Source organism: Thalassotalea euphylliae (genome assembly GCF_003390375.1).
Classification (GTDB): Bacteria; Pseudomonadota; Gammaproteobacteria; order Enterobacterales; family Alteromonadaceae; genus Thalassotalea_F; species Thalassotalea_F euphylliae_A.
Genome location: NZ_QUOT01000001.1, coordinates 845,354 through 865,120, shown reverse-complemented (window position 1 = coordinate 865,120; position 19,767 = coordinate 845,354). Strand labels below are relative to the sequence as shown.

Here is a 19,767-nt window from a genome sequence, read left to right as displayed (position 1 = left end):
ATGAGCACAGTTGCACAGGCTTTTTCATCAAGTGGTTTATTGGCAAAAGCCATTCATGGTTTTTCCCCTCGCCAAGCACAACTTGATATGGCGCTAGAGGTTGAACAAGCGATTGCCAAGCAACATACCTTAATTGTTGAAGCGGGTACCGGAACCGGTAAAACCTTTGCTTATTTGATCCCCGCGTTGATGTCGGATAAAAAAGTGATTGTTTCAACGGGTACTAAAACCCTGCAAGAGCAGCTTTTTCACAAAGATATTCCAGTTATCCGCAAGGCGTTAGCAACGGGCGCACAAATGGCACTGTTAAAAGGGCGTGCCAATTACTTGTGCATCTACCGTATGGAGCAATTTCAGCACACGCGTGGTGTATTAGATGCGCAAGGGTTAGCTGATTTTGTGCAGGTGAAACATTGGGCGAATGGCACGCATGCAGGCGATATCGGTGAGCTAGACTCGATTGCCGAAGACTCTAGCATATTTCCACATATCACCAGTACCGCTGATAATTGTTTGGCGAGAGACTGCCCACATTTCGAAGATTGCTACTTGGTTAAAGCCCGTCAAAAGGCGATCGAAGCCGATGTTGTTGTGGTTAACCACCATCTATTTTTTGCGGATATGGCGTTGAAAGACACTGGCTTTGGTGAGTTAATCCCGAAAGCCGATGTGGTGATATTTGATGAGGCTCATCAAATAGCCGATATTGCCAGCGAATACTTTGGCGAGTCGTTTTCAACAAGGCAAGTGCAAGAGTTATGTAGCGACGTTATTCAAGCCTACAAAACTACCGTTACGGACGTGAAACAACTGGGTAAAGCCGCAGAAAAGCTTGAGCGAACTTGCCAAGATTTTCGCTTGTTGTTTGCTCACGATCCGGAACGCGGTAATTGGCGAGAGAAATGGCACAATGCCCGCATTCGTCAAGCATTTGAACACTTAAAAACGGATTTAGACTTTTTATATCAAGTGCTCAAACTGAATGTCTCGCGCAATGAGCTAGTGGATAACTGTTTTGAGCGAGCAGTGACACTGTTATCTAAGTACGACATCGTTGCTAATATCGACGCCTTTGAAGTTAGCCTTTGGTACGAAACAACACGCCGCCATATTACGCTGCATCAAACCCCGTTATCGATTGCCGACAAGTTTAGCCAAGTGGTTAGCGAGTCCGGTGCGGGTTGGATTTTTACCAGTGCGACACTGGCGGTAAATAATGGTTTTGAGCATTTTGCTAGGCCACTGGGCTTATCACAAGAGCATACGTTAATGCTCGACAGCCCATTTGATTATTTAAATCAGTCTCAGCTTGTGGTGCCACGCTATTTACCTGAGCCCAACGATGGGGGCAGGGCGTTAGCGCTAGCGGAATTAGCTGTGCCGTTAATCAACAGTGCGGCAGGTGCTTGCTTTATGCTGTTCACTAGCTACCGCATGATGAACCAAGTAGCAGAGCTACTGGAAGATAAAATAGATAACCCGCTTTTGGTGCAAGGGCAAATGGCTAAGCGCAACTTACTGACTGAGTTTATTGCCCAGCCTGATGCGGTATTGCTAGCAACGGCAAGCTTTTGGGAAGGTGTTGATGTTAGAGGCGACAAATTAACTTGTGTTATCATAGACAAATTGCCGTTTGCCTCTCCTGATGAGCCGTTATTACAAGCTCGAAGTGAAGACGCCCGAAGGCAGGGTAAAGACCCCTTTGCTGAAATTCAATTGCCCCAAGCCGTTATCGCCTTAAAACAAGGGGTTGGGCGATTAATTCGTGATGTTAATGATCGCGGTGTATTAGTGATTTGTGACAACCGTATTGTCAATCGCCCATACGGGCAAGTATTTTTGTCCAGTCTACCGGAAATGCGACGCAGCCGAGATTTAGACAAAGCGGCATCTTTTTTAACAACTATTCATAGTGAGACCCAATCAAGGTGAATTTACTAGCTATTGATGCATCGACTGAAGCATGTTCAGTCGCCATTTTAAAAGACGATCAAGTATTTAGTGATTTTGAGTTATGCCCGCAATCACATAGCGTTGTGTTGTTGCCGATGGTAGACAAGCTACTTGTCAAAGCTGGCGCGAAATTAACTGATTTTGACGCTTTAGTTTATGGCCGTGGCCCTGGCAGTTTTACCGGTGTTCGCATTGGAATTGGTGTCGCGCAAGGGTTAGCGTTTGCAGCCGATTTACCGACCATTGGTATTTCGACCATGCAGGCAATGGCCCAGCAGGCATACGAACAAGAAGGCAAAGACACCGTTAGTGTAGCTATTGATGCGAGAATGGCTGAAGTTTATTGCAGTAACTGGCAAGTAAACGAGCAAGGGCTAATGGCACTTGTCGGTGAAGAGCGCGTGCTGCCACCTGAGCAATTTGCGCAATCACTTGAGCAAGGTGAATATAAATATGGCGCAGGCACTGGATGGCAGGCCTATGAAGAAGCTTTTCAGCCAATTTGTGCTAACCTAGAAAAGATAAGTGTGATGTATCCTAACGCCCAATATATGTTGGCGCTTGCCAAACAAGAATTTATTACAGGCAAAGCGTTACCAGCGGAGCAAGCACAACCTGTTTATGTGCGTGATACCGTGTCGTGGAAAAAGCTACCAGGGCGAGAGTAGTCCGTTATAAAATGACTGTAACGCTATTGTAAAAGAAGGTATTAGTTAAGCGGTATAACACCCATTGCGTTAGGACATCTTGTTAGAATTGATGCCAGCTTAATGCAATGGAAATCTATAACACTAATACTACGATACCGCTAACACGCCAAAGCCGAGCTTTTGCTACTAATCAGCAGCGTGTTAGTGGCAATAGCGACACCGATAACGGCAATCAAATAGAGCAGATACGTCGTGCTCGTAATACTGAGCGAGTTGATCAAAACTCGCCACAAAACCTTCCTGCGTCTCAACCACCATCAGCTCAACCACAATCAGCCCAGCCACAAAATCAACCGCAAGTGCGGCAAAACCGTTTAGATTATAGCGAAGCGGCGATTGCCATTTTAGAAGAGCGCACTCAGCGGCAGAGCCGTCAGCGAGATATAGGCCTTCAGCAAGATATAAGCCGTCAGCAAGATTTAGCAAGTGAGCGAGATGCTGGCCTTCAGCGAGAGCTCGATTTTGAGCAGGAATTTAATCGGCAACAAGATGTTAACCCGCAGCAGGGATTTAACCTTCAGCAAAGAAGCCGCCAACAACAAGACACTTCATCGGGACAATTTGCGGGTTACGACCGCCCATCTGCCGCCAACCGCACAGCCATTTCTGCCTATCAAACAGTTGAAGGCCTAGAAGAAAGGGATAACCTTGAGCAAATTCTTGGCGTAGACTTATACGCTTAAAACTTCGTGCACGCCTCCGAATAGCGTTAAATATTATCAATTTCAGTTACATAAACGTGCTTGCCAAATAATGGCTTAACCTCCACTATGATCTGCAAACTAATCTATAGAGCCAATCGTGACTAGCCCGCTTCACCAACCTTCATTCTTTTATCGACACCGCTTTTGGTTATTGTTGTTAGCTGCTGCGACTTTGCGTCACTTGCCAATAGTCTCTCTGCCATTTAATTGGTTAGAAAGTTATTTTCACGAAATCAGTCATGGTTTAGCAGCAATTATTGCAGGTGGGAAAATTATTCAAATAGAGCTTTTTCCCAACGGCGCTGGCTTATGTACTACTCAAGGCGGCAGCCGATTACTAACAGCGTTTATGGGGTATAGCGGGGCGGCTATTTGGGGAGCGGCAATTTATTCCTTGTCGTCAGTTAATCAGCGGGTCACTCAATTAGTAACCGCTAGTATTCTAATACTCTTGGTATTGAGCTGTATTTTTTGGGTCAGAGATATACTAACGCTCATTATACTCGCTGTTTTAATTGCGCTTTTTGCGCTCAAAGTGAAGTTTTATCGCCACCCTTGGTTAAATGTTAGTGTGCAACTCGTCGGCCTAACCGTGCTGCTAAATGCCTTGTTTAGCCCACTGTATTTGATCGATGGTCGTCATCGCGGCGATGGTGCAACCTTAGCGGGCTTAACTAGCGTGCCAGAAATTTTATGGGTTGCAATCTGGCTAGCAATCGCTGTAGTTTTGTTATATCGACTGGCAAAACAATCCAATAAGAGACCGAGTTGAGAATAACAACAGAAGAAATATGTTATGACATTAATGAAGTGTCACTGCATGGCTTAACCACAGGCGATGACGATCAGCCAATCACTTTATGTTTGCACGGTTGGCTTGATAACGCCGCCAGTTTTTTACCACTCATGCCATACTTACCAGACCGTAAGCTAATTGCCTTAGATTGGCCAGGGCACGGTTTTTCGTCGCACCGAAGCTTAGATGCTCACTACCATTTTATTGATTGGGTTTATGATTTAGTTCAGTTATTTGACATAACGCAGTGGCCAGCTGTCGATATTGTTGCTCATTCGATGGGCGGCATGGTAGCTACGGCGTTTGCTGCTGCATTTCCTGAAAAAGTAAAATCGTTAACTTTACTTGATTCAATTGGGCTTATTTCAGACAAGCCGGAAAATACCACAGAGCAGTTGCGAAAAGGTTTAAGCAGTCGCCTTAAAGGGTTGTCGAAGCAAAAAAACCAACATCCGTCGATAGAATCTGCTGTTAAAGCAAGAGTCGCGGTGTCTGATATGGCGTATGAGCAAGCGCAATTAATTGTCAAACGCGGCCTAGTACAGCAGGGTGGTAGCTATATTTGGCGTGCTGATAGCCGATTAAGAAATGCCTCGCCATATCGGTTAACCGTAGAGCAAGCCAAACAACTTATTTCAGATGTGCAGTGTCCCGTTAATTTAGTTTACGGTGACAAAGGGTTGGAAATGGTGCATTTAGGCATCAAAGAATTCTCAGCACTATTCAGTGATTTAACGGTACATAAAGTCTCTGGTGGGCATCATGTACACATGGAAGCGCCAGAGCAGGTTGCTGAAAAGATAACCGCATTTTGGCAGCAAATCGCGGCAAAAGTACCGTAAAATTTACAAAATTCGCGAAAGTTGTCGCTAAGTTACTCCACAAAAAACTAGGATTTTTGGCCAAAGTGTGGAATCATCTCTAACTTTCGAGTAAAAGCTCAGGTAAAAGTAGACCGTAAATCTTTACGCAAACCGCCTGACGAACGCATGCCAATTCATATTGGTATTACTATAAAAATTATAATTATCACGCGTGTCTAAATAGAATTGAGGAGATGACTGTGGAAAAAATTTGGCTTGAAAAAAGTTACCCACCCGGTGTTCCACACGAAATAGACCCCGACAAATACTCATCAATTGTCGAAATGTTTGACAAGTACGTTGGCATTTACGCGCAGCGCACCGCCTTTATTAATATGGGCGCAGAAATCACTTACAGTGAATTAGCCGAACAGGCTAGTGCGTTTGCAGCATACCTGCAAAAGGAATTGGGTTTAGTGAAAGGTGACAAGTTTGCCATTATGGTACCGAACACCTTGCAATACCCTGTTGCTTTATTTGGTGCGCTAAAAGCAGGCTTAACGGTTGTTAATGTTAACCCGCTGTACACGGCGCGTGAGCTTAAGCATCAGTTGAACGACTCTGGTACTAAAGCCATGTTGATCGTTGAAAACTTCGCTCATACCTTGCAAGAAGTTATCTCAGATACGCCTGTTGAAAAAGTTATCCTAACTGGTTTAGGTGATCGCTTGGGTGGCTTAAAAGGCAAGTTAGTTAATTTTGCCGTGAAATACGTGAAGAAAATGGTGCCGAGTTACTCACTGGCAAACACCGTTAAATTCAATCACGTCATTGCCAAAGGCGAGAGCTTAACGTTAGACCCAGTTGAGATTGCTGGTGAAGACTTAGCTTTCTTGCAATACACGGGTGGCACCACGGGTGTATCAAAGGGGGCAATGTTAACGCACCGCAATATGGTAGCGAACTTAGAGCAGGCAAAAGCCGCGATTCGTCCGGTATTAAAAGATGGCGAAGAGTTGGTGGTTACTGCATTGCCGCTTTACCATATTTTTGCGCTAACAGCGAACTGCCTAACGTTTATGACATTAGGTGGTACTAACTTGTTGATTACTAACCCGCGCGACATGCCGAGCTTTGTTAAAGAGCTAGGTAAATATCCATTCACCGCGATTACAGGTGTAAATACGCTGTTTAATGGTTTAGTGAACACACCGGGCTTTGCGCAATTAGACTTCTCAAAACTGAAGTTATCGCTAGGTGGCGGTATGGCAGTGCAGCGTCCAGTTGCAGAGCGTTGGGAAGATGTTACAAAAACGCGTTTGCTTGAAGGTTACGGCCTAACAGAATGTTCTCCTATGGTGACCATTAGCCCGTACAACCAAACCGCATTTAACGGTTCAATTGGCTTACCGGCACCATCTACTCATATTAAAATTGTGCGTGAAGATGGCACAACTGCTGGCGTGAATGAGCCAGGCGAAATGTGTGTTAGTGGCCCACAAGTCATGAAAGGTTACTACAATCGCCAAGAAGCTACCGATGAAATATTAACTGACGGCTGGTTAGCGACAGGTGATATTGCTGAGATGGATGAGCATGGCTTCTTCAGAATTGTTGATCGTAAAAAAGATATGATCTTGGTTTCTGGCTTTAATGTCTTCCCTAACGAAATTGAAGAAGTGGCGATGATGCACGAAGGTGTTGTTGAAGCTGCTGCGGTTGGTGTGCCTCACGAAGTTAGTGGTGAAATCATTAAACTGTTTATCGTTAAGAAAGACGATTCACTTACGCAAAAGAACATTGTTGAACACTGTGCTAAGCACTTAACGAATTATAAAGTACCTAAGTTGATTGAATTTAGAGACGATCTACCGAAAACCAACGTAGGTAAGATTTTACGTCGTGAACTAAGGTAGTACCACTACAATTAGTGAACTTCGTAACACTGTTAATTAATTTCGTAGTACTAAAAAAGCCGACATATTGTCGGCTTTTTTGTGGCTGCTATTAAAGGCGCAGACAACAGTTATTAATGCAAACGTACTTAACGTAAAAGTAACTAACGTAAAAAGTAACTAGTGCAACAGTACTTGGCGCCTTAACTCTCTATACCTTACAAACTCTAACTTACAAACACTATTGCGCTTTTAATATTTGGCCATTAACCGCTGCGCTATCGTCTGACATTAGGTAAACGTATAGCGGCATAATGTCTTTAGGTGTTGCTAGCGTGTCTGGATTTTCACCTGGGTAGGCTGTTGCACGCATCGCTGTGCGCGTGCCACCTGGGTTAATTGCATTAGTGCGTAAATTCGTCCCTTCGAATTCGTCAGCAATTAACTCCATCATACCTTCAGTGGCGAATTTCGACATACTGTAAGTCGCCCAAAATGCGCGGCCTTTGCCACCAACGGTTGAGGTAGTAAATACTAACGAGGCTTTGTTAGCTTTTTGTAGCGCTGTAATTAGGGCTTGCGCCATCATCATTTGTGCCTTGACGTTAATTTGCATGACATCGTCAAACGTTTGTTCGTGAATGTTCACAAACGGGGTTAACTCACCCAGCACTGAGGCATTAAGTAATGCGCCATCGAGTTTACCAAACTGGTCGATAATGGTGTTGGTCATATCGATATAGTGTTGCTTTGTCGCACCTTTCATATCGAGTGGAACGATAGCTGGCTCAGGATTACCTGCGGCAACGATTTCATCGTAAACGTTTTCAAGCTTTTCAACCGTTCGGCCAAGCAAGATAACAGTCGCGCCGAGCTCGGCATAAGTTAATGCTGCCTGCTTACCAATACCGTCACCAGCACCAGTGATCAAAATTGTTTTATCTTTCAAACAGCTATTTTGAATTGTGTAGTCAAACATCGAGTAATTATCACATTGATTTTAGTGCTGTAATTTTACGCTTACTAAGCAGATATGACGAGTGAAAATTCCCAAGATTCAGCAGATTTATTGAAAAAGCGAGATAAAAACAAAAAAACGCTAGCGCTCTTGTGCAACTTTGTGTAGCTTAAAAATTGTCTAATATGTTGGCAGAAGTAGTGTAAAAGCTCTAATTTTTTTGGAAAAAAAGCTAACAAAGTCAAATGGATAAAAGCAAAAAATAAATAGACTAGACTCTGGGGAGATGCAATGAAAAAGCTAGTACTAAGTATCGCTATCGCTGGTGCACTTGGATTAAGTGGCTGTGATGATGAAACCATTCGCGATGTAGAACAAGAGGTCGCAGAAAACGGCCCTGTAACCACACCAACAGCCCGTATAATTTTTGATCCAACAGCGGGCGATCTTTCAGTTCCAAACGATTTACTTTTCTTAGGAACCACTGATGGTACGTTAAACCCGCCGGTTAGCGATCCTACTGATTCTTCAGATCCATTTTTTGCGCTTAGCGCGCTTGATGGTTGGTCTACCGTTCAACCATTTAGAATTGATATCGACTTACCGCCAGGTGTGAGTTTAGAAGCGAACAGTGTTGCGAACCCAGCATCTGTACGTATTTTTGAAACAGAATTTGGTGGCCCAACTGCATCATCAGCAGAGTGTGCTGCACTGCCACAAGGTGCTGCTTGTCAGGTAGTTGGTGAACTAACATTTGGCGTTGACTTTATCTCGCAAATGTCTGGCGATGCCGTAGCTGTTGTGCCATTAAAACCGCTCAAAGCTAAAACGGGTTACCTCATTGTTTTAACTGATTCATTGCAAGACGATACTGGTAAGTCAGTTGCTGGTTCATTTACTTATGAGCTTGTCCAGCAAGACTTAGCGACTAAGCCGCTAGCCACTGATTCTCAGTTAGCACTTCAAGGCGCAGTAAACAGTTTTGAGAATGCCGTAAGCGGTGCTGGTGTTGATAAATCTAGCATTATTTACACAGCGGCAATGACCACACAATCAACGGTTGATGCGGTTGCAACGGTTAAACAAGTGATGGCTGCGGGCTTACAACTAGGTAACGTGCCGACGATTGCTATTCAAGATACCTCGATTTCGGTATTTGACGCATTAACATCACAAGGTGTAACGCTACCAGCTGAATTGGCACCGGTTTACCAAGCAGCTAACCTGATGCAAGGTTCAATTACTTTGCCATATTACTTAGGCACACCAAGTGCTGAAAATCCATTGGCACCAGTAAACGATTGGTGGAAAGCACAATGTGATTCGGGTGCAATGCTAGCGGGTCTTGCTGCACAAAACCCAGGTGCAATTCCGGCTGACGCAGTGAGTGAAGGTGACGGCCTATGTTTAGCAATTTCTGCTGCGGCAGGTTTAGCTGCACCAGGTTTACGTGATTTACGTGGCGTATTAGATTTAGATACAGAGCGTAACATCACAAAATTCAACCCAATGCCAGAAAAGCGCGCAGATATGACGCTTGATGTGCAAGTAACTACGCCAGACATGGCGGTGGCTAATGCGGTACGCGCAAGCTTAGGTTTACCAGCGTTAACACAACCAGAAGCGGGTTGGCCTGTTGCTATTTTACAGCACGGCATTACTTCTCGAAAAGAAGACATGCTAGCGATTACCGGTGCATTGGCAATCCAAGGTATTGCAACGGCAGCGATTGATCACCCAATTCACGGTAGCCGTGGCTTTGATTTAGATGGTGATGGTGTTGATGATTTAAATGCTTCAACCGTTTCAGCAACACACTACATGAACCTAGGTAACTTGCTAACAACGCGTGATAACTTACGTCAAAGTACCGTTGATACACTTGGTTTACGCTTAGGCCTTAACTTTGCTGGCGGTGTTGACGCAGCTGGTGCTGCTATCTCACTAGACGGCTCTAAAGTGTACTTCTTAGGCCACTCACTAGGTGCTATCTCTGGTATCAACACAGTTGCATTAGCAAACTTACCGTTAGATCCTGCGGTTGATCCGTTATTTAAAGTATCGGCAACTTCGTTTGCGATGCCAGGTGTTGGTGTTGCCAACTTATTGCTTGAATCACCAGCATTTAGCGGTCTGATCAAAGCAAGCTTAACGCTAGCAACATCAGAAGAGTTCGCAGCATTTGTAGCAGCAACTTTCCCAGGCCAGCCAAGTGAAGCTGAGCTTGTACAAGCGTTCAATACCTTCTTTGCAGCGTTAACGCCTGCGCAACAAGCTGAATTAAATGGTGCGTTTGCACAATTTACCTTTGCAGCACAAACTGTCACAGATGCTGGCGACCCAGCTAACTACGCAGGTATGGTGGCGATGACACAAACACCGACACACTTAATTGAAGTAGTTGGTAATGGTGCTGATAACTTACCAGACCAAGTTATTCCTAACACGGTGAGCTCAACACCGCTATCAGGTACTGAAGCTGCGATTGCACTACTTGGCCTACCAGGTGTTAGCGAAACAACTGAAGGCTCTGGTGCGGTTCGCTTCACTTACGGTCACCATGCGTCAATTCTTGACCCGTCAATTCGCCCAGAAGCAACTAACCCTGCACAAACAGCGGCAGCAACTGCTGAGATGCAAGGTCAAGTGGCTACCTTCTTTGCGACAATGGGACAGTTAGTTTCAATCACTAACAGCGACGTTGTGATGTAAGCAACAAGAAGAAATATTGCTAAAAGCTCCCAATTGGGAGCTTTTTTTTTGCTAAAACATCCATATATAGTAGTAAAGTCATTAGTCAAAATCATACGGCCATGGCAGGCTGTTGCTAGAAAAATTGGAGATAGCATTGGAATTTTTATACGAATACGGTTTGTTCTTAGCCAAAGTAGTCACTTTTGTGTTGGCGGTTGTGGTGATCGTCGCTGTCGGGGCTGGTGCTGCGATGAAGCAAAAGGGTCGTAAAGGTGAGCTGGAGATCGAAGATTTATCAGAGCATTTTGAAGACGTTGAACTAGAAGTTACTCATGCACTTTTAACTAAAGACGAGTTAAAAGAAAAAGAGAAACAAGATAAAAAAGCTGAAAAAGACAAAGCCAAAGCAGCGAAAGCGAATAAGGGTAGTGACGAAGCCGCTAAAACTAAACCGAGAATGTTTGTATTAGACTTTAATGGCAGTATCGACGCAAAAGAAGTTTCGGGTTTACGTGAAGAAGTTTCAGCCGTGTTAGCAGTTGCTAAGCCTGAAGATGAAGTGTTTGTAAAATTGGAATCAGGCGGTGGCATGGTGCATGGTTATGGTCTTGCTTCATCACAGCTAGATCGTATTCGCCAACGAGATATTCCACTCACCATTTCAGTTGATAAAGTGGCGGCGAGTGGTGGTTACATGATGGCCTGCGTTGCCAATAAAATTATTGCTGCGCCATTTGCGATTTTAGGTTCGATAGGTGTGATCGCCCAAGTGCCTAACTTTAATAAACTACTGAAAAAGAATGATATCGACTTTGAACAGTTAACCGCTGGTGAATTTAAGCGCACGCTTACTATGTTTGGTGAGAATACAGACAAAGGTCGTGAGAAGTTTGTTGAAGAGCTAGAAGAAACGCATCAGTTATTTAAAGACTTTGTTAGCGAACATCGTCCGTCATTAGACATTGCCAAAGTAGCTACCGGTGAACATTGGTTTGGAACAAAAGCCAAAGCATTGGGTTTAGTTGATGATATTCAAACCAGCGACGATTATTTATTTGCAGCAGCGAAAACTCATAAGATTGTCGGCCTAAAATATGCGACGAAAAAAGGCTTAGCGGAAAAACTATCAAAGGCTGCTTCAATATCAGCAGATAGCTTTATCTCGCGATTAATTCAGCGCAATCGTATCTTCCCTAGTTAGTCGAGCAGTCAAATTTATATTGATTAGCTTGAAAGGCGTTTAGTGCTGATGTACCAAGCGCCTTTTTTATGTTTTCAATTAGCAGTCCTAAACGTATAAGCAATCTAAGCAATGGGCTGAAACCTTTCAAAAAATGCCTTTTGACTTGGATTAACTAAGGCTTTAGGTCGAATAGCTTGCACCATTTCCACAACCTCTGATTTGTTATAACCAAGCTGCAAAAGTAATAGTGCGATTACAAGCCCAGTGCGACCTGAGCCACCTTTGCAGTGAACTGCAACTGCCCCTTGGTTGTTGAGTATTGAGCTTTCATGTCCCCAAAAATGTTTTTTAATTTCGGCGTGTTGCAGTTGTTTTGTTAAATAGATGTAGCTAACCTTTGCCTCATTACGAATGAGGCCTAGCTGTTTTGTGGACTTAGTTTTGTGAAATAGCTATTGCGGAGAGAAAAATGAAAAACTGGAAGAGCTCACTATTACCCATTTTAAGTGTGCTGGCGTTAGCGGGCTGTGGTGAGAACGCAAATCTTCAAGGTAATAACGCTGCTATTGATGATGTTGAGCCAGCTAATCAAGTTAAATATTGTGGACAGGATAACCAACAACTCGCTCATTGTTCTGATGGTGCCTTTCAATTACAACTATTGCACTTCGCCGATATTGATGGCGGCCGCGATATTCTTAACAATGCCGTTCGTTTTTCTGCACTATTAGGTTCGTTCCGCTCTCAATACGCTAACACTCTGGTACTGAGCTCAGGTGACAATTGGATCCCTGGCCCCGAATACAATGTTGGCGGCGATGACTCCTTGGCTCCTATCTTAGGCGTTGCTGCAAATGGGCGAGCACATGTGGCTTACCTTAATGCTATGGGTTTGCAAGCAACTGTGGTCGGCAACCATGAGCTTGATTTAAATACAGACGAATTTGCCGAGTTAATTGCGCCTGAAACGCGCGACAGTAACGTGTGGCAGGGGGCTCAATTTCCTTACCTTTCTGCCAATTTAGACTTTTCTACCGACGAACATTTAGCGCCTTTAATTGCTGACAATGGCCTAATGAATACTGATCAGGTAGGGCAGGTCGCTGCCAGTACGGTCATTCAGGTTAATGGCGAAATGATTGGCGTGGTTGGCGCATCAACACCAGCGCTTAGCAGTATCACGAAAACAGGCGGTATGATTGTACTTCCGGCCGATGAAGATGATATAGCTGGGCTTGCAGCCGAAATCCAACAACATGTCGAGCCATTGAAAAAGCGTGGTATTAACAAAATTATCTTACTGGCACATATGCAGCAAATTGCCATTGAACAGCAACTTGCGCCTTTACTTGACGGTGTCGATATTATTGTTGCTGGCGGCTCTAATACCATTTTGGCTGATGAGAATGATAGGTTACGCGACGGTGATGTAGCTGAAGGGGCATATCCCCTTGTTTATCAAAGTGCGTCAAAAGAGCCTGTTGTGGTAGTTAATACCGATGGTGATTATACCTATTTAGGGCGTTTTGTGGTGACATTTGACCAGCACGGCGTGATGGTACCCAGCTCGCTCGATACCACCATTAATGGGGCTTACGCGACGGATAAACAAAGCTTAATCGAGCATAACTTAACGCTAGCCGACGCCATTCCACAAGTACAAACAATCACCAACACCTTAAACCAAGCATTGCAAGCAAAGCTAGGCACAGTTTTTGGCAATACCTCGGTATATTTAAATGGAGATCGGGTGTCAGTAAGAACTGAAGAAACGAATCTGGGTAACCTTACCGCTGATGCAAATTTAGCTTACGCGCAAAGCATTGATAAAAGTGTCGCAATTTCTCTTAAAAATGGTGGTGGTATCCGAGCACCAATTGGCTCTTGTGTGGTGCCGGCTGGCTCTACTGACGCTAAGGTCATATGCAGTCCACCAGCAGGTGTACAGGGTATTAATAAATCAGGCGATGTTACCCAACTCGATATGGAAATTGCATTGCGATTTAACAGCGCGCTAAATAACTTAACGGTGTCCGGTAGCCAGTTAAAGGGGATTATTGAATATGGCGTGTCGGCAACTAGCGCTGGCGCAACCCCAGGCCGTTTTCCACAAGTGGCTGGTATACGGTTTAGTTTCGACCCTGCCAAAGCGGTTAACTCGCGCGTACAAAATTTAGTGGTGCTAGATGGCAATGGCGCATTACCCGGTGGTAATACGGTAACTGTTGTTAAAAATGGCCAACTTGATCCGTCTGTTGCTAAGCAAACATTTCGTTTAGTGACGCTTGATTTTTTAGTGGACGGCGGAGATGGTTATCAATTCCCAACAGATGCGCTAGCAAACCTTGTGAACCTTAAAGTTGCGGGGCAAAAATCAGGCATGGTTACGATAACGGATGATGGTACAGAGCAAGATGCGTTGGCGGAATATTTATCAAGTCTGTACTTAAAAGCAGGGGCCACATTTGATAAAAAAGATTTGCCAGCAGAGCAAGATACGCGAATTCAAAATTTGTCAGAAGTGGTTACAGATAGCGTGCTAAAACTAAAGTAAAGTTGAATTAAGTCCAGTCAAAAATAGCGGCGAAACACAGATTATTGTGATTGTTTTGTGCCAATTAAAAGCAAAAGCAAACACAGAAAATAACAAAGGCTTGCATTAGCAAGCCTTTTTCATGGAGCTGTTTTGTGCAGGTGCTTTGTCTAGGCTCTTTGTCCAGGTTCTTTGCCTAAAGACAAGATAACATTAGTTTTTGGTAATGCGCCAGAATGCAATCAACGCAGCAAAGAACAAAATCATCGGGTAAAACGAGTAAACCACCACATCCACTGGTGAGATACCAATAGTTGCCCCAAGCAATAAGGCTTGTGCGCCATAAGGCAATAAACCTTGGTTAATACAGGCGAAAATATCCAGTAAACTAGCCGATTCTGCCGCTTTAATGTTGCCATCTTCGGCGAGCTCTTTCGCTGTTTCACCTGTGATAATGATTGACACTGTATTGTTGGCGGTAAAAAAGTTCGCACTAAAAGCGAGGCTAGCAATACCTAAACCAGCGGCGCGTTTTGGGTTATTGGGGCTAAGTTTCCCCGCTAATTTTTTTAAGCTTACCGTAAGCGCTTGCAGACCACCTTGGCGGCGCACTAACTCGCTTAAACCACCGATAAATAGCGCTAAAATAAATACGTCTTGTACGTTAGCAAAGCCTTTGTTGATATCAGACGCGAGCGCAGACAGTTGATAGCCATTACTGACAAAGCCTGTCGCAGCTGCTAGCAAAATACCAACTAGCAAAACCACAAACACGTTCACCCCTGACAATGCTAAGCCAAGAATAACGACATAGGGCAATAGGCCAATTACGTCGATCGCTTGCTCGCTTTGATAGTCAGCACTACCTCCCAAGAAAGCGAATAGCACGAGAGAGATAAGTGCGGCGGGAAGAGCAAATTTAAAGTTCACGCGGAACTTGTCTTTCATTCGCGCCCCTTGTGTTCGCGTTGAGGCAATGGTTGTGTCAGAGATAATCGATAAGTTGTCACCGAAAATAGCGCCGGAGATGATACTACCTGCAACTAATGCCGGGCTTAGGCTTGCAGCTTCAATAAAGCCAGCTGCTATCGGGGCGATGGCGGCGATGGTACCAACCGATGTTCCCATAGCTGTTGATAAAAATGCCGCAACAATAAATAGCCCAGGAATGATTAAATAGTCGGGAAACAGCGCCAATCCCAGTTGCACACTCGCATCAACACTGCCTGTTGCTTTCGCAACCATGCCAAACGCGCCTGCCAGCAAATAAATCACCCCCATGGTAATAATATTGCTATGGCCGGCACCTTCAATAAACTGGTTAACTTGCTCGCTAATCGTTTCCTTCCCCATCATTATTGCAACGATAATGGCAGGAATGATGGCAACACTGGCTGGCAGCTGGTAAAACGCAAATTCAACACCTTGCAGGGTTAGGACAATCCCCGTGCCGATAAAGAGCGAGAGGAATACGCCAAACGGCAATAGGCTGAGGAGGCGGGGTGGTGAGGTTTGTTCAGTCATATAATGCTCTAATTCTTATTGTTAATGGTTGTTGCCATTCTCTTTAAGCGTTCAATTTTAAACGCTTGGTTTTGACTTGCTTGCTCAGCCTACGTAGAGGTCATGTGTGGCAAACGGTGATGCATGAATGCAACTATAAAGTGTTTAAATAATAAACTTTTATATCATTCCACTCGATCAGGGGAAAGGCAAAACAGCAGTTTGAAAAATTAAATTTTAGGAATAACGCAAATTATAAAGTGATTTGCATTACTGTCAATCTAGATGTTTAGACGGCTAAAAGTACTTAATGTTAAACTGATGCGAGTAATGAACCTAATTTCGTTAAAAACTAGGTTCAATAATTTAGCGATATAATCCCTCTATTTTTATCAATCGTAGCGGAATTAGCCCTACTTTATGGTGGCGCTCTGTGCTATTCTTGCCGCCAATTTTTACAATGAAGAAGTGCAAATGTCTGATAACAAATTTGAATCAATCGAAGCACGCGTAAGTTACGGCGTTGGCCGTCAACTTGGCGACCAATTACGCAATAACCCATTTAAAGAGTTTGACGTAACCGCGGTACAAGCTGGTTTAGCTGACGCATTAGCAGCTGCAGATAGCCAAGTAAGCGAGCAAGACTTAAACGAAGCATTTGCTGTTGTTTCTAAGAAACTACAAGAGCAAGAGCAAGCACAAGCGAAAGAAAAAGCAGCTGAAGGTGAAGCATTCTTAGCAAAAAATGCTGAGCGCGCAGAAGTGACTGTGACTGAATCTGGCTTACAGTACGAAGTACTAGCAGATGCAGAAGGCGAAAAGCCAACAACAGCATCAACTATTCGTGCGCACTACCACGGTACTTTCATTAATGGTGAAGTATTTGATAGCTCAGTTGATCGCGGTCAGCCAGCTGAATTCCCAGTTGGCGGTGTTATCGCTGGTTGGACTGAAGCATTACAGCTAATGAGTGTTGGCGCAAAATGGCGTTTATACATTCCTTACAACTTAGCTTACGGTGAGCGTGGTTCGCACGGTGCGATCCCTCCATACTCAGCGTTAGTATTCGATGTTGAACTATTAGACATACTGTAAATGATTAAGCCGGGCTAGCCCGGCTTTTCTTTGTCTGGAATTCTTTTAATTCGCATCATAACCCAGAGCAAACAGCACTTTTTACTTCGCAACTTTTATTACGCATCTTTACTACGCACCTTTTATAACGCATTAAAAAAATGAACGAACAGCGCCAAGAACAAGACAATGCTAACAAAGCCCTGCAGTTGGCTACCTTCTACCAAAATTACATTCACGCTTTCTCTACGGCCATTATTACAGCAGTAGCTAAATGCTATCAACTCCCTTGTGTATTAAGCACGCCAGATAAAGTACTAGTGCTTGATGGTGAGCAAAGCTTCAATCAAGAGTTTAGTGGCATTTTTGCCATGTTAGCTGAACATAACATCACCGGATTTAAGGCGAGTAATGCCAGTTATCAGCATATTAATGAAGCAATTAGCTTAGTGAAAATTGATTGGCGTTTTTATGACCAAGCTAATAACCTTTTTAGCGAATTTTCAGCAATTTATCATTTAAGCTATCAACAAGAAGCCTATAGAATTATTAACGTTATTTCTCATGATATGTGTCAGCTTGCTGACTTAGCTCATGAGTTAACCTTAATCCCAAGAGCTAACGATACAAACAATAGTGCTAACGATACAAACAATAAGGAAACCGATAAATGACCACCAAAGTTGCAATTTTAGGCTGTAGCGGCCGAATGGGCCGTAACTTGATCAAAGCAGCTGTAGAGCATAATGAAATAGAACTCGTTGGTGGCACGGTGCGCGAAAATTCTTCTTTTGCTGGTTTTGACTTAGGCGAGTTAGCGGGTATTGGCAAACTTGATTTGGCCTCAAGCACCTCGCTTGAAGCGGTCAGCCGCGCCGATGTCTTTATCGATTTCACCTCGATTGAATCTACGTTAAGCAATATTGAGTGGTGTAAGGCGAATGATAAAGCGTTAGTGATTGGTACTACCGGCTTTGAAGATGCGCAAGTTGAGTTGATCAAAAAGGCTGGTCAAGACATGCCCGTATTATTAGCGCCTAACACTAGCGTTGGTGTTAACTTGCTATTTAAACTCTTGGAAATTACCGCTCAGGCTATTGGCGACTATACTGATATAGAAATTTTTGAGGCGCATCACCGATTCAAAAAAGATGCACCGTCAGGCACCGCGATGAAGATGGGGCAGGTGATTGCTGAAACCTTAGGGCGTGATTTAAATGAATGCGCGGTTTATGGTCGTGAGGGCATCACTGATGAGCGCGATAACAAGACTATAGGTTTTGCAACGGTTCGTGCTGGCGATATTGTTGGTGAACATACGGCATTTTTTGCGGATTTGGGCGAGCGCCTCGAAATCACCCATAAAGCAAGTTCGCGTATGACCTTTGCTCAAGGGGCGATGCGTGCAGCGCTTTGGTTAGCACAGGCTAAGCACGGTTATTACGATATGCAAGATGTTCTGGGGTTGAAATAATACACCCGAATGAACGGCATAAATTGATTAAATAAATCATATAAAACAGCTTGTTAGTTATTTATACTAGTTTAATTTTCTAAACAAATTAAGTGATATTGAGGTTAGAAAACGTAGGTTTTTGACCGTTTGGTCATGAAAATCATTCAAAAGCTAAATATTCCTAATTTTACTAGACGAAAAACACTAATGGGCGTAGAATGCGCGGAATTTGTCAAAAATTTGCGATTCGCAAGCCAAAAGACGGATTATTGAACAATTTTCGCGCTTAGTGCTTTTAACGAGAAATACGCAAAAAAACGTTAAAAGCGATTAAGTTTACTTTCTTCTTTTCGGAGGCTAAATTGACTAAATCTGCCATTTTGGTGCTAGAAGACGGCACTATATTTAACGGCACCGCTATTGGTGCAGAAGGAATGGCGGTTGGTGAAGTGGTGTTTAACACTTCCATGACCGGTTACCAAGAAATCCTGACTGATCCTTCCTACGCAGAACAAATTGTTACCCTCACTTATCCTCACATTGGCAACACTGGTACAAACTCAGAAGACGAAGAGTCTGGCACCATTTGGGCTAAAGGCTTAGTGATCCGCGACTTACCTTTACTGGCCAGTAATTTTAGAAACGAAGAAAGCTTGAGCGATTACCTAGCGCGCAACAATATTTTAGGTATTGCTGATATCGACACGCGTAAACTAACACGTATTCTACGTGAAAAAGGTGCTCAAAACGGCTGTATCTTAGCGGGTGATAGCCTAGATGAGGCTAAGGCACTAGCCGAAGCAAAAGGCTTCCCAGGCTTAAAAGGCATGGACTTAGCAAAAGTCGTATCGACCAAAGAGCAATACCAGTGGACGGAAGGTAGCTGGCAGCTAGGCAAAGGCCACGTTACGCCGGAAAACTTCGACTTTCACGTCGTTGCTTACGATTTTGGTGCCAAACGCAATATTTTACGTATGTTAGTGGATCGTGGCTGTAAGCTTACGGTTGTGCCAGCGCAAACTCCAGCGGCTGATGTACTAGCAATGAATCCAGATGGCATCTTCTTATCGAATGGCCCAGGCGATCCAGAGCCATGTGATTACGCAATTGCAGCGATTAAATCTTTCCTTGAAACTGATATTCCAGTGTTCGGTATTTGTTTAGGTCATCAACTGCTTGGTTTAGCGAGTGGTGCTAAGACGATTAAAATGAAGTTCGGTCACCACGGTGGTAACCACCCAGTGAAAGATATTGACCGCGATGTGGTGATGATCACCGCGCAAAACCACGGTTTCGCAGTTGACGAAGACAATATGTCAGACAACCTGCGTGTCACCCACAAATCACTGTTTGATGGCACAATTCAAGGGATTCACCGCACTGACAAGCCAGCCTTTAGCTTCCAAGGTCACCCAGAAGCAAGCCCAGGTCCACATGACGCAGCACCGTTGTTTGACCACTTTATTGAACTAATTCAAGCATCCAAGCAAGGTTAAGAGAGAACA

Annotated in this window: 16 protein-coding genes; 13 read left to right on the top strand and 3 right to left on the bottom strand. The window is 44.0% G+C overall.

Annotated elements, in window-relative coordinates; genetic code table 11:
* The 6 genes from DXX94_RS03840 (at position 1) to fadD (ending at position 6,882) form a co-directional block, all read left to right on the top strand.
* The gene (locus tag DXX94_RS03840) at positions 1-1,932 is read left to right on the top strand and encodes an ATP-dependent DNA helicase (protein ID WP_116013970.1); all 1,932 of its coding nucleotides are present in this window, start codon (positions 1-3) and stop codon (positions 1,930-1,932) included.
* Positions 1,929-2,621: a tRNA (adenosine(37)-N6)-threonylcarbamoyltransferase complex dimerization subunit type 1 TsaB gene (gene tsaB / locus DXX94_RS03835; protein WP_220348031.1), complete on the top strand. Its 693-nt coding sequence runs from the start codon at positions 1,929-1,931 to the stop codon at positions 2,619-2,621. The genes DXX94_RS03840 and tsaB overlap by 4 nt, the downstream gene beginning before the upstream one ends.
* Before the next feature lie 107 nt (positions 2,622-2,728).
* Positions 2,729-3,346: a hypothetical protein gene (locus tag DXX94_RS03830; protein WP_116013967.1), complete on the top strand. Its 618-nt coding sequence runs from the start codon at positions 2,729-2,731 to the stop codon at positions 3,344-3,346.
* Between the two features lie 118 nt (positions 3,347-3,464).
* Complete coding sequence (locus DXX94_RS03825) at positions 3,465-4,139, top strand: M50 family metallopeptidase (RefSeq protein ID WP_258872093.1); 675 nt, start codon at positions 3,465-3,467, stop codon at positions 4,137-4,139.
* Complete coding sequence (locus tag DXX94_RS03820; protein WP_116013964.1) at positions 4,136-5,005, top strand: alpha/beta fold hydrolase; 870 nt, start codon at positions 4,136-4,138, stop codon at positions 5,003-5,005. Before DXX94_RS03825 ends, DXX94_RS03820 begins: the two co-directional genes overlap by 4 nt.
* A 221-nt stretch (positions 5,006-5,226) precedes the next feature.
* Positions 5,227-6,882, top strand: coding sequence for a long-chain-fatty-acid--CoA ligase FadD (gene fadD / locus DXX94_RS03815; RefSeq protein WP_116013963.1), 1,656 nt, complete (start codon positions 5,227-5,229; stop codon positions 6,880-6,882).
* 220 nt (positions 6,883-7,102) lie between these two features.
* Here the strand turns inward: fadD and DXX94_RS03810 are convergent, their stop codons facing one another.
* Positions 7,103-7,840, bottom strand: coding sequence for a YciK family oxidoreductase (locus DXX94_RS03810; protein ID WP_116013961.1), 738 nt, complete (start codon positions 7,838-7,840; stop codon positions 7,103-7,105).
* Positions 7,841-8,110: 270 nt separating this feature from the next.
* Here DXX94_RS03810 and DXX94_RS03805 point away from each other — a divergent pair, with 270 nt between their 5' ends.
* Positions 8,111-10,531 carry a VolA/Pla-1 family phospholipase gene (locus DXX94_RS03805; RefSeq protein ID WP_116013960.1) on the top strand — a complete coding sequence of 807 codons (2,421 nt, stop codon included), beginning with the start codon at positions 8,111-8,113 and terminating at the stop codon, positions 10,529-10,531.
* Between the two features lie 136 nt (positions 10,532-10,667).
* Positions 10,668-11,714: a protease SohB gene (gene sohB / locus DXX94_RS03800; RefSeq protein WP_116013958.1), complete on the top strand. Its 1,047-nt coding sequence runs from the start codon at positions 10,668-10,670 to the stop codon at positions 11,712-11,714.
* Positions 11,715-11,818: 104 nt separating this feature from the next.
* Here the strand turns inward: sohB and DXX94_RS03795 are convergent, their stop codons facing one another.
* Positions 11,819-12,016: a protein-tyrosine phosphatase family protein gene (locus DXX94_RS03795; protein ID WP_374188844.1), complete on the bottom strand. Its 198-nt coding sequence runs from the start codon at positions 12,014-12,016 to the stop codon at positions 11,819-11,821.
* Positions 12,017-12,165: 149 nt separating this feature from the next.
* On the opposite strand from DXX94_RS03795, the gene DXX94_RS03790 reads away from it, so the two are divergent.
* Positions 12,166-14,250 carry a bifunctional metallophosphatase/5'-nucleotidase gene (locus tag DXX94_RS03790; RefSeq protein ID WP_116013955.1) on the top strand — a complete coding sequence of 695 codons (2,085 nt, stop codon included), beginning with the start codon at positions 12,166-12,168 and terminating at the stop codon, positions 14,248-14,250.
* Between the two features lie 192 nt (positions 14,251-14,442).
* Here the strand turns inward: DXX94_RS03790 and DXX94_RS03785 are convergent, their stop codons facing one another.
* The gene (locus DXX94_RS03785) at positions 14,443-15,753 is read right to left on the bottom strand and encodes a Na+/H+ antiporter NhaC family protein (protein ID WP_116013954.1); all 1,311 of its coding nucleotides are present in this window, start codon (positions 15,751-15,753) and stop codon (positions 14,443-14,445) included.
* A gap of 453 nt (positions 15,754-16,206) precedes the next feature.
* Between DXX94_RS03785 and DXX94_RS03780 the strand changes: the two genes are divergently transcribed.
* The 4 genes from DXX94_RS03780 to carA all read left to right on the top strand — a co-directional run bounded on the left by DXX94_RS03780 (position 16,207) and on the right by carA (position 19,758).
* A complete protein-coding gene (locus DXX94_RS03780) occupies positions 16,207-16,827 on the top strand; it encodes an FKBP-type peptidyl-prolyl cis-trans isomerase (RefSeq protein ID WP_116002336.1) in 621 nt (206 codons plus the stop codon).
* 140 nt (positions 16,828-16,967) lie between these two features.
* Positions 16,968-17,480, top strand: a complete 513-nt coding sequence (locus DXX94_RS03775) for a hypothetical protein (protein ID WP_116013952.1) — start codon at positions 16,968-16,970, stop codon at positions 17,478-17,480.
* Positions 17,477-18,280: a 4-hydroxy-tetrahydrodipicolinate reductase gene (gene dapB, locus DXX94_RS03770; RefSeq protein WP_116013951.1), complete on the top strand. Its 804-nt coding sequence runs from the start codon at positions 17,477-17,479 to the stop codon at positions 18,278-18,280. Before DXX94_RS03775 ends, dapB begins: the two co-directional genes overlap by 4 nt.
* 344 nt (positions 18,281-18,624) lie before the next feature.
* Complete coding sequence (gene carA / locus DXX94_RS03765) at positions 18,625-19,758, top strand: glutamine-hydrolyzing carbamoyl-phosphate synthase small subunit (RefSeq protein ID WP_116013949.1); 1,134 nt, start codon at positions 18,625-18,627, stop codon at positions 19,756-19,758.
* The last annotated feature ends 9 nt before the right edge of the window (positions 19,759-19,767 follow it).

Coding starts and splice junctions, on each gene's coding strand:
- DXX94_RS03810 (WP_116013961.1), bottom strand. CDS start 7,840: ATGTTTGACTACACAATTCAAAATAGCTGTTTGAAAGATAAAACAATT.
- dapB (WP_116013951.1), top strand. CDS start 17,477: ATGACCACCAAAGTTGCAATTTTAGGCTGTAGCGGCCGAATGGGCCGT.
- DXX94_RS03775 (WP_116013952.1), top strand. CDS start 16,968: ATGAACGAACAGCGCCAAGAACAAGACAATGCTAACAAAGCCCTGCAG.
- DXX94_RS03780 (WP_116002336.1), top strand. CDS start 16,207: ATGTCTGATAACAAATTTGAATCAATCGAAGCACGCGTAAGTTACGGC.
- DXX94_RS03840 (WP_116013970.1), top strand. CDS start 1: ATGAGCACAGTTGCACAGGCTTTTTCATCAAGTGGTTTATTGGCAAAA.
- DXX94_RS03805 (WP_116013960.1), top strand. CDS start 8,111: ATGAAAAAGCTAGTACTAAGTATCGCTATCGCTGGTGCACTTGGATTA.
- DXX94_RS03785 (WP_116013954.1), bottom strand. CDS start 15,753: ATGACTGAACAAACCTCACCACCCCGCCTCCTCAGCCTATTGCCGTTT.
- DXX94_RS03830 (WP_116013967.1), top strand. CDS start 2,729: ATGGAAATCTATAACACTAATACTACGATACCGCTAACACGCCAAAGC.
- DXX94_RS03790 (WP_116013955.1), top strand. CDS start 12,166: ATGAAAAACTGGAAGAGCTCACTATTACCCATTTTAAGTGTGCTGGCG.